Annotated in this window: 10 protein-coding genes; all 10 read right to left on the reverse strand. The window is 42.1% G+C overall.

The genetic code is table 11. The features are described from left to right. Window positions 1–33 precede the first annotated feature (33 nt). A complete protein-coding gene (locus tag MKY99_RS30325; RefSeq protein WP_042193054.1) occupies window positions 34–876 on the reverse strand; it encodes a ParB/RepB/Spo0J family partition protein in 843 nt (280 codons plus the stop codon). After that, window positions 869–1630 (reverse strand): AAA family ATPase, encoded by a 762-nt coding sequence (locus tag MKY99_RS30330; RefSeq protein ID WP_042131728.1) that lies wholly within the window; start codon window positions 1628–1630, stop codon window positions 869–871. The genes MKY99_RS30325 and MKY99_RS30330 overlap by 8 nt, the downstream gene beginning before the upstream one ends. A 209-nt stretch (window positions 1631–1839) precedes the next feature. Next, the gene (gene noc / locus MKY99_RS30335) at window positions 1840–2655 is read right to left on the reverse strand and encodes a nucleoid occlusion protein (protein ID WP_076285062.1); all 816 of its coding nucleotides are present in this window, start codon (window positions 2653–2655) and stop codon (window positions 1840–1842) included. Between the two features lie 410 nt (window positions 2656–3065). After that, complete coding sequence (rsmG, locus tag MKY99_RS30340) at window positions 3066–3791, reverse strand: 16S rRNA (guanine(527)-N(7))-methyltransferase RsmG (RefSeq protein WP_339268038.1); 726 nt, start codon at window positions 3789–3791, stop codon at window positions 3066–3068. Between the two features lie 3 nt (window positions 3792–3794). After that, complete coding sequence (mnmG, locus tag MKY99_RS30345; protein WP_339268040.1) at window positions 3795–5681, reverse strand: tRNA uridine-5-carboxymethylaminomethyl(34) synthesis enzyme MnmG; 1887 nt, start codon at window positions 5679–5681, stop codon at window positions 3795–3797. Between the two features lie 39 nt (window positions 5682–5720). Beyond that, the gene (gene mnmE / locus MKY99_RS30350; RefSeq protein WP_339268042.1) at window positions 5721–7097 is read right to left on the reverse strand and encodes a tRNA uridine-5-carboxymethylaminomethyl(34) synthesis GTPase MnmE; all 1377 of its coding nucleotides are present in this window, start codon (window positions 7095–7097) and stop codon (window positions 5721–5723) included. Between the two features lie 109 nt (window positions 7098–7206). Next, on the reverse strand, window positions 7207–7941 hold the full coding sequence (gene jag / locus MKY99_RS30355) for an RNA-binding cell elongation regulator Jag/EloR (RefSeq protein WP_042193066.1): 735 nt from the start codon (window positions 7939–7941) through the stop codon (window positions 7207–7209). Then, the gene (locus tag MKY99_RS30360; protein ID WP_042193068.1) at window positions 7938–8804 is read right to left on the reverse strand and encodes a YidC/Oxa1 family membrane protein insertase; all 867 of its coding nucleotides are present in this window, start codon (window positions 8802–8804) and stop codon (window positions 7938–7940) included. Before MKY99_RS30360 ends, jag begins: the two co-directional genes overlap by 4 nt. An 86-nt stretch (window positions 8805–8890) precedes the next feature. Continuing rightward, a complete protein-coding gene (gene rnpA, locus MKY99_RS30365) occupies window positions 8891–9241 on the reverse strand; it encodes a ribonuclease P protein component (RefSeq protein ID WP_042193070.1) in 351 nt (116 codons plus the stop codon). Window positions 9242–9532: 291 nt separating this feature from the next. Beyond that, the gene (rpmH, locus tag MKY99_RS30370) at window positions 9533–9667 is read right to left on the reverse strand and encodes a 50S ribosomal protein L34 (protein ID WP_039295761.1); all 135 of its coding nucleotides are present in this window, start codon (window positions 9665–9667) and stop codon (window positions 9533–9535) included. Between the last annotated feature and the right edge of the window lie 673 nt (window positions 9668–10340).

A 10340-nucleotide genomic window follows, 5' to 3' on the forward strand; every position in this document is an offset into this window, starting at 1 on the left:
ATCTCAGGATATGTTCTTGGCATAGATACCCATTTAGTTACCCAATAATTCCAACAATCTTTCTAAATCCTGAGCACTGTAGTAATTCAGTTCAATCTTCCCTTTTTCCTTACCCTGTTTAATTTTCACCGTTGTTTTAAAACGTTCACGCAATACTTCCTCTACATTATCAATATAGGGATCACGTTTAACAACTTTGACCTTAACTCCATTAGTAGGTTTTCGGTCCAAGTTCTTCACTGTTTCTTCTAGTTCTCTTACACTCCACTGTTGTTCCACGCATTGTTCGGCCAGTTGTTTAATTACTTCTGGATCCTTTAAAGCAACAATTGCCCGCGCATGCCCCATTGACATTGTTCCACGTGAAACATATTCTTTTACTTCTTCAGGTAAAGAAAGCAATCTCAGGAAGTTGGCGATATGAGATCTGGACTTTCCTACCTTAAGCGAGAGTTCTTCCTGCGTGAGTGAAAACTGATCCATTAAGCCTTGGTAAGCCACTGCAATTTCCATTGCATTTAGGTTCTCACGTTGCAAGTTCTCGATTAATGCAATCTCCATGACTTGCTGATCACTAAGATTTCTAACGACTGCTGGAATTGTAGCTTTGCCACAATACTGCGAGGCACGGAATCTGCGTTCGCCGGCAATGATCTCATACCCCTTCAATACGCTACGAACAATGATCGGCTGAATCACGCCATGTTGTCTGATCGATTCTGCTAGTTCTTGAATGGCCTCTTCATTAAAGTCTTTGCGCGGTTGATATGGATTAGCCCGAAGTTGAGCTAAAGGGATCTCAACTACCTTGTCATCTTCATTAATTGATAAAGATGGAATTAGCGCATCCAGACCTTTTCCTAATCGTTTACTCATAAGAAATCACTTCCTTTGCCAACTCTAAATACACTTCCGCTCCTTTAGAGCGAGGATCATAAGTAATAATGGATTGTCCATGTGACGGCGCTTCACTTAACCGGACATTCCGAGGGATAATCGTTCGATATACTTTTTCTTGGAAATACTTCTTAACCTCTTCTATCACTTGAATTCCCAGATTGGTCCGGGCATCAAGCATAGTCAATAATACTCCCTCTATCTTCAGATGCGGGTTGAGATTTTTTTGCACCAGACGAACGGTGTTTAAGAGCTGACTCAAACCCTCAAGCGCATAATATTCACACTGGATCGGGATGATTACCGAATCCGCTGCAGTAAGGGAATTGATTGTTAAAATGCCAAGTGAAGGAGGACAATCGATGATAATATAATCATAATTGTTTTTAACCGCATTCAGCGCCTTTTTTAGCTTTAGCTCTCTGGAAATCGTCGATACTAACTCGATTTCCGCACCCGCTAATTGAATGGTCGCCGGAATGATATGCAGTCCTTCATTTTGAGTTTCCAGTATGGTTTCTAGAGGATTTACCTCATTTATAAGAATGTCATATATACAATTCGCCACGTCCGCCTTGTTGACGCCAACGCCGCTAGTAGTGTTACCTTGAGGATCGATATCAACTAGAAGCACTCTTTTTCCTAATGTAGCCATACCGGCACCTAGGTTCACGGAGGTTGTTGTTTTACCGACACCGCCTTTTTGATTTGCTATGGCAATAATCTTGGACACTTATTTCACCTCGAATAGTTAGGAAGAATCTTCTCGTAGATCGCAAGTACAAATGTTCCTGACGCTGAGATAGCGTCACACTTTATGAAGAATATAGACAACTATTATATACTGGAACTTTAAATTACAGGCCTGGCCAACACATCCCGGTTCTAGCCACACCAAAGGCGGCCAATCACCTCAAGGCCGCCTTTAGCTTTTGAAACAATTTATCTTTTGGGGATTTGGATTACAATCTCGTAATGGTCACCACGGTCATTTTCTGACGTTTTGATTTCCATCCCTGAGCCTGACACCATATCAATAGATTGACGAATTGTATTAAGAGCTAGACGAACATCCTTGGTATAGGAGACCCGCTTTGATTTTTTAGTTTGTGAGACTTGTTTGTAGAAAGCAATACGAGCTTCTGTTTGTTTAACATTTAAGCCTTTTGAAATGATTTCTGCCAACACTTTCAGTTGCATCTCCACACTATCGAGTGATAATAATGAACGTGCATGTCTTTCAGAAATCTGACGCTCCATTAACGCCGTCTTAACCTCTTCAGGTAAATTAAGTAAGCGAATTTTATTAGCTATGGTAGACTGACTTTTACCTAGTCGTTGTGCTAAGCTTTCTTGCGTCAATTGATGAAGATCAATTAACTTTTGATAAGCAACAGCTTCCTCAATAGAGGTCAAGCCCTCACGCTGTAAGTTTTCTATAAGCGCAATAGATGCGGCTTGTGAATCATTGAATTCACGAACAATGGCTGGAATCGTCTCTAAACCAAGCTTTTTGACCGCACGCCAGCGTCGTTCACCTGCGATGATCTCGTACACGGAATCTCGCATGCGTACAACTATGGGTTGAATGACCCCATGAGTTTTAATCGTCTGGCACAACTCATCGATCTTGTCGTCATCGAATATCGTCCGTGGTTGGTAAGGACTGCTAATGACCTCATGAACTGGTATTTGTTTAATTTCTTCTCCGCTGCTCCGCTCGGTAAATCCAAATAGCTTGGTAAATTGTTCTTTCATTCCGTTCATAACCACCTAATTTCGTTATAGTACGATCTTCTTGACCTTCTTCTCGGAAAGCGTATCGTACAGCAATAAAAAACATTCTGATATTATGAAATGGCCTGCAGCTATCAGGCATCATAATCTCTCCTTCTTTCGAACAAGAGTACAGAGAAGGAGTTATATACAAAATTAAAAGTCTACTATGCTATTCTATCACTTTTCTCTACATAATCATATTCTCCGTAAAGACCTATTTTTCCTGCATTTTCATAATGATAGCCGCTTAATAAACATATCAAATTAGTTTATCTTTTAATTAACGTTCATTTAAGATCGTTATCGCAATTCCACTCAAAAAAGGTCATCCTCTAAAAAGAAGATGACCTTAAATATATTTGCCAATCTATAATGTTTCACGTGAAACATTATTTGATAAGTGGTGTTTTGGCAGGAATTCCCGCTTTTCGTGGGTACTTAGCAGGAGTGGCACCTGTCTTACGAATAATGACAATATGTCGCGCCGACTCTTCCACAGGCAAGCTGAACGACTCTACTTTACCAAGTTGAGCACGAAGCTCTTTTAAGCTGTACTTCGCCTCACTTAATTCTTCTGATGGATCGCTTCCCTTCATGGCAGCGAAAACTCCATCCTTACGTGTGAAAGGAAGACAAAACTCATTCAACAAGGATAATCTTGCCACCGCACGCGCAGTCACCAAATCATAGGCGTCACGATGCTTGAATTGCCGGGCAATATCCTCCGCACGCCCATGAATCAATTGCACATCAGTTAATTTCAACGTAGTACAGACATGCTGCAGAAAAGAGATTCTTTTACTTAATGAATCAATGATCGTAAGTTTCAAATGTGGAAAACAAATCTTAAGCGGAATACCTGGAAACCCGGCTCCCGAACCGATATCTGCCAAATTGTTTATCTCATTGATATTAAGGAAAAAGGCTAGAGAGATCGAATCATAAAAATGTTTCGTGTAAACCTGCTCACGCTCTGTTATTCCAGTGAGATTCATTTTTTCATTCCAGGATACGAGTTCCTTATAGTAAAGATCGAATTGCTCCAATTGTTCTGCTGTAAGTGTAATGCCTCTTTCTTGTAAAAGCTGTGTGAATTGAACTTCCGTATTATCCATAGATTATCCTTTCGCCGCGGTTACCCGGTTGTAATGCTCGAGATATACGAGGAGAATAGAAATGTCGGCAGGTGTGACTCCCGCAATCCGAGAGGCCTGCCCGATAGAGATTGGACGGATCTTAGTCAGCTTCTGCCGTGCTTCCATCGCTAATCCATGGATTTCATTATAATTAATGTCATCTGGAATTTTCTTCTTTTCCATCTTTTGCAGGCGCTCCACATGTTGAAGCTGTTTTTCAATATAACCGGCATATTTAATTTGGATTTCAACTTGTTCCTTCATTTCTGCATCGAGCAGCTCCGGTGATGGAGAGACTTGATCTACGAAGCTATATACAAGCTCTGGACGACGCATCAGAACAAGCAAATTGCTGCCGTCTACAATAGGTGCCGATTCATATTGTGCTAGTACATGATTTACCTCAACAGGTTTAACCTTTGTCTCTTGCAGACGAACAATTTCACGCTCCACCCGTTCTTTTTTATCCGTGAAGTTATCAAATCGTTCCTTTGTGATCAAACCAATATCGTAACCAATAGGTGTAAGTCTTAGATCTGCATTGTCATGGCGAAGCAATAACCGATATTCTGCACGTGAAGTAAGCAGACGGTAAGGTTCATTAGTGCCTTTAGTCACCAGATCATCAATGAGCACACCAATGTATCCCTGTGAACGATCTAAGATTACGGGTTCTTTATCTTGCACTTTGCGCGCTGCATTAATTCCAGCCATTACACCTTGTCCAGCGGCTTCTTCATAACCGGAAGTACCATTGATTTGTCCAGCAGTGAAAAGACCTGGTAGACGTTTAGTTTCAAGAGATGGCCATAGCTGTGTAGGAACCATTGCATCATATTCAATAGCATAGCCGTTACGCATCATCTCTACCTTTTCCATACCAGGGATGGAACGCAGAATCGCTAGCTGTACATCCTCAGGAAGACTAGTCGACAGACCTTGTACATAGTATTCCGATGTATTTTTTCCTTCTGGCTCTAAAAAGATCTGATGCTTAGATTTATCACTAAATCTTACTACTTTATCTTCAATAGATGGGCAATAACGTGGACCTGTTCCTTCAATAATACCCGTAAACATCGGCGCACGATGAAGGTTGTCATTAATAATCTGATGAGTAACCTCAGAGGTATAAGTTAACCAACAAGGAAGCTGTTCATTGTTCGATGATTTCGTTTCAAACGAAAAGAATTTAGGCTCATCGTCGCCGGGTTGAATTTCTGTCTTCGAGAAATCGATCGTATCGCGATGTACACGTGGTGGTGTACCTGTCTTAAAACGCACCAATTCAAAACCAAGCTCCCGCAAATTCTCAGACAGCTTCACTGATGGCTGCTGATTGTTAGGTCCACTCTCATATGTCAGTTCACCCATGATCACTTTACCACGCAGGTAAGTACCTGTAGTCAGGATAACTGTCTTACTATGGTATTCTGTTCCTGTCTTCGTAACTACACCTGCACAACGTCCATCCTCAACGATTAAACGCTCAACCATCCCTTGACGAAGCGTCAAATTAGGCGTTTTCTCCATCGTTTCCTTCATTGTATGTTGGTACAAGAACTTATCAGCTTGTGCACGCAATGCATGCACCGCAGGTCCCTTCCCTGTGTTAAGCATACGAAGCTGAATAAAAGTCTTATCTATATTACGGCCCATTTCTCCGCCTAGCGCATCAATCTCACGCACCACATGTCCTTTGGCAGGTCCGCCTATGGACGGATTGCAGGGCATGAATGCAACCATATCCAGGTTAATTGTGATCATCAACGTGCTGCAGCCCATTCGTGCTGACGCTAGAGCTGCTTCGCAACCGGCATGACCGGCGCCAATGACGATTACGTCATAGTTGCCTCCATCATAACTCATGTCCTGTTTCCCCCTAAATGTTATATTAAAATGTAAAACCTATTTTCCTAAACAAAATTGTGAGAATATTTGATCTAACAACGAATCCGCTGCCGTATCGCCAATAATTTCACCGAGTTGTTCCCATGCTAGCCGTACATCAATTTGAATCATATCAATTGGAATATACTGTTCCGCCGCATCGTATGCATCCTGTAGTGATTTATAGGCTTTTTTAAGCAGTGCAATATGTCTCACATTACTTACATATGTCAAGTCACCCGATTCCAGCTTTCCACCAAAAAAGAGTGTCGAAATGGCATCTTCAAGTTTGTCTAGACCTTCCTCTTCCAGAACAGACATCGGTACGATGTTGGACTCCTCAAAGAACGAGAGCAACTTATCCTTATCCAGTTTGGGCGGTAAGTCCATTTTATTCATGATCACTAGGCATTGTCTACCGTGGATTTGTTCCATCAATGCCAATTCGTCCTCATGCAGCTCTTCGTTAGCATTTAGCACAAGTAGAATCAGATCCGCATCACTAACTGCCGCCTTGGAACGTTCTACGCCAATCTTCTCCACTACGTCCATCGTTTCACGAATTCCCGCCGTATCAAGCAGCTTAAGCGGAATGTTGTTTATCGTTATATATTCTTCGATGACATCACGTGTTGTACCAGGAATATCTGTTACAATCGCTTTGTTATCACGTGCTAACGCGTTTAATAAAGAAGATTTACCAACATTGGGACGACCAACTATAGCTGTCGTTATCCCCTCACGAAGAATTTTTCCTTCATTAGAAGTCTTAAGAAGCTTTGTGATTCCTTCCATCACTTCACTGCTTTTATCTTTAATAAATTCAGCTGTCATGGATTCTACATCATGCTCTGGATAATCTATATTCACTTCGATATGGGCCAGCATCTCAATAAGTGTATGGCGCAAAGCATGAATTCGATCCGACAAGGATCCACTAACCTGCTTTAAAGCCACAGAAAACGCACGATCCGACTTCGAACGAATGAGATCAATAACCGCCTCAGCCTGTGATAAATCAATACGTCCACCCAAGAAAGCACGCTTGGTGAACTCACCCGGCTCGGCTAACCTTATCTCCTGCTGAAGAAGTAAATCCATCACCCTTCTTACAGAAATTACACCCCCATGAGCACTGATCTCTACTACATCCTCGGTCGTAAAAGAACGTGGGCCCTTCATTACGGTTACAAGTACTTCTTCCATCTTCTCTCCGTTATCCGGACTAACGATATGCCCATAATGAACGGTATGCGATTCCGCTTCAGTTAACGGAACTCGGCTACGAAACAAAGGCGCCACTTGGGTAATAGCCTGAGGGCCACTTACCCGAATAATAGCAATTCCTCCCTCGCCTAATGCCGTCGATACGGCAGCAATGGTGTCACTAAGCATGCTGTTTTTCACCCCAAAACCTATATTTTTTTGATCATAAACGGTCTTATATTGTTAAAAAAGCAATGACCCCTTACATTGGTCAAGGAGTCATTGCATCATATAGTCTTTACTTCAAAGTTATAACGACGCGGCGATTTGGCTCTTCGCCCTTACTAAGGGTATTCACTTGCCGATGATCCTGTAATCTGGAGTGAATAATTTTCCGCTCCTGAGGTGACATCGGTTCCAGTACTACCTCTTTACGAGTCCGAATGACACGACTGGCTAAACGATCAGCCAGCTCTTCGAGAGTTTTTTTACGCCGCTCACGGAAGTTCTCCGCATCTAGCACAAGCCGTATAAAACTGTCGGAGTAACGATTAGCTACGATATTAGCCAAATACTGCAGAGCATCGAGAGTTTGTCCTCTTCTACCAATCAACAGTCCCAAATCTGGACCTGATATCTGCAGAATCGTGGATTCCTTAGTGTGGACGATTTCGACTTCCACTTCGAGCCCCATGCTCTTAGCGACATCCACAATGAAATGAACGGCTTCTTGGTAAGCTTCCTCCACCGGTTGTCCGGAATCTTGGCGTGGCACACCGCCGTTAGCCTCCTGTTTGCTCTCTCTTGTTGACTGCTGAGGCAGTGACGGAGCACTCGCCGCTGATGCCGGTGCGGCTTCGGCTATCAAGGTTAACTCAACCTTGGCACCTTTCGCACCGATCAATCCCAGGAATCCTCTTGATGGCTGCTCAAGTACGTTGACCGTTACCCGGTCCTTTTGAACTCCAAGCTGGGTTAGTCCCCGTTCTACAGCTTCTTCAATGGTTTTCCCTGTTGCGACGACTTTGCTCATTTTGACTTTTTGGCTCCCTTCGATGCTTTACTGCCGCCTTTGCTCTTCACAGCAGTTGAGTCATCTGTACTTTTCACAGCACTTGCGATTGCCAATTTATGTTTATCGTTGTTGCGATATAAGAAATAGTTCTGAACAATAGTATAAATGTTACTGTAAACCCAGTATAGCGGCAATGCTGCTGGGAAGTTGTAGGACATAACGAAAATCAGAACTGGATAGATCATCATCATGAACTGCATTGGCCCTTGTTGTTGCATCGGGTTCATTTTAGTCATCATTCTAGTTTGTATAAATGTTGTTAATGCTGCAAGCACTGGTAAGATAAACAGATGATCCGGCTTACCTAGCTCCAGCCATAAGAAGGAGTGCTCCCGTAGATGTGGATTATAGTAGATCGAGTTGTAGAGAGCGATAAAGATAGGCATTTGTACGATCAGCGGTAAACAACCCGCCATTGGATTAACCTTATTCTCTTGGAACAAACGCATCGTTTCTTGCTGCACCTTTTCAGGTGTGTCTTTATATTTTTTCTGGATCTTTTGGAGTTCCGGTTGAATGGCTTGCATTGCCCGCGAGCTCTTCACCTGTTTAATCGTAAGCGGAAGAATCAACGTGCGGACAATAATAACCATCACAAGTACGGCTAAACCATATTCTCCGTTAAACCAATCAGCAAACTTGTCCAAGGCAATGGCGAAATAATACACTACATTACTTTGCCAGAAGCCTCCATTCTTTAAATCCTCCGTAGTGTGCGTAACAGCAGCTGACGGAGCGCATCCCGACAGAACAGCTAACGACAACACCATCACTGTGATGAGGAGAAACCATTTTCCCCGTCTAGTCTTCATTAGAGACACTTCAAAACCCCTCTCTTGAACATTCCATTCCACCGTAAATCATACCATAATTATGAATACAAATAAACAAGCCTCTTATGCGTCCTTTATTTGCGGGAAGCCTTGAGTAGCTTGGCTTTGCGCAGTACATGCAGCACGCTTTTTTCGAGCTCTGCGTATTCCATGGAAAGCGCTCCTTTTCTTACGATAAACACCATATCGAGTCCACCTGCAATTTCAGGTTCATGATGACGAACGATTTCCTTCACCAATCTTCTCATTCGGTTACGGACAACCGCGTTTCCAACCTTTTTACTGACCGATACCCCAACTCTAAATCGCTCTACCTCTTTTTTGCTAAACCAATACACTACAAATTGATGATTCGCAAATGACTTCCCATGGCGATATACACGACTGAAGTCGGCACGGTTTCGTAATCGTAACTTTTTGTGCACGGGAATCTCCTTCATAAATCCGGTTAAAAGTATCGTTCCGAATTTTTTTCTTCTAATAGTATAGTCATTTGGATGTCGCCATAAACGACCGCGACTACAACGCTGAAATTTCCCTTCTATATTATAGAAAGAAAAATATTCTCAACTTCTCACAAAATAATTCTGTATATACGTTAAATAGCCCCGCAAAGTGTAGCTAGCGCATTAAGCGAGATCCTAGTCGTTTGCAGAGCAAATAATAATAAAAAGCAGTAAAAAAAGACCACCGGAGTGGTCCCTTAGTGGCCTAACTTACGCACTCAAAACTTTTCTGCCTTTCAAGCGGCGAGCTGCCAGCACTTTACGGCCGTTTTTCGTGCTCATTCTTTTACGGAAACCGTGAACCTTCTTGCGTTTGCTCACATTTGGTCTAAATGTCGGTCTCATAATTGCACCTCCCTTACAGGAACTTAATTACTGTCATATAAGCAGAAACGGTCTAAGCCGTCCTTATAGTAGGGACAGTATCTACATGAATCATCATTTAATTATCGAGACATATCCTTACAGAAAACACCTTTATATATTTAAACATATTTTATGCGCAAAAGTCAACCTACTGCTGGCTCCAGACCCTCCCTCTAATTCAAGCCGCTTATCCACAACTCCCATTAGAAAAAAAGTAATCCACAAGATATGACAGTTATCCACCTGTGATCAAAAAATAAAGTCGACTACTCACAGATGAGCACAACCTGTGTATAAAATTATCGAAGCTTTGGCGTAAAGTGTCGAACCGTAAACAAATTATCAACAATATGTAGTGGTGTTCCTAATAATTGTACACAAGTGCTTGAATTTGTGGATAAAATAGCCCTGCTCATTGAAAAATAAGGGGCGTTTTGCTATGATGGTATTACTTTTGAATGTGAATAGATTTGTTTGTTCTCTTAATTATCAACAAGCTGTGGATAAAGTTGTGAACAAATCAAATTTATCCATATTTTTTTGTCTCTTCATATTGCCTACTGGGGATAAATATCAGCACCAACCTATTTTCTTCGACATTTCCACTTCATGGCTGATGCCACATTTGGAAGATTTAAAGGAGTGACAGTCT

Origin of the sequence: Paenibacillus sp. FSL R5-0470 (genome assembly GCF_037975205.1) — a bacterium.
GTDB lineage: Bacteria > Bacillota > Bacilli > Paenibacillales > Paenibacillaceae > Paenibacillus_AQ.

Bases quoted from the DNA above. Each gene is read 5' to 3' on its own strand.
- MKY99_RS30325 (WP_042193054.1), bottom strand. From the start codon at position 876: ATGAGTAAACGATTAGGAAAAGGTCTGGATGCGCTAATTCCATCTTTA.
- noc (WP_076285062.1), bottom strand. From the start codon at position 2,655: ATGAAAGAACAATTTACCAAGCTATTTGGATTTACCGAGCGGAGCAGC.
- rsmG (WP_339268038.1), bottom strand. From the start codon at position 3,791: ATGGATAATACGGAAGTTCAATTCACACAGCTTTTACAAGAAAGAGGC.
- mnmG (WP_339268040.1), bottom strand. From the start codon at position 5,681: ATGAGTTATGATGGAGGCAACTATGACGTAATCGTCATTGGCGCCGGT.
- mnmE (WP_339268042.1), bottom strand. From the start codon at position 7,097: ATGCTTAGTGACACCATTGCTGCCGTATCGACGGCATTAGGCGAGGGA.
- jag (WP_042193066.1), bottom strand. From the start codon at position 7,941: ATGAGCAAAGTCGTCGCAACAGGGAAAACCATTGAAGAAGCTGTAGAA.
- rpmH (WP_039295761.1), bottom strand. From the start codon at position 9,667: ATGAGACCGACATTTAGACCAAATGTGAGCAAACGCAAGAAGGTTCAC.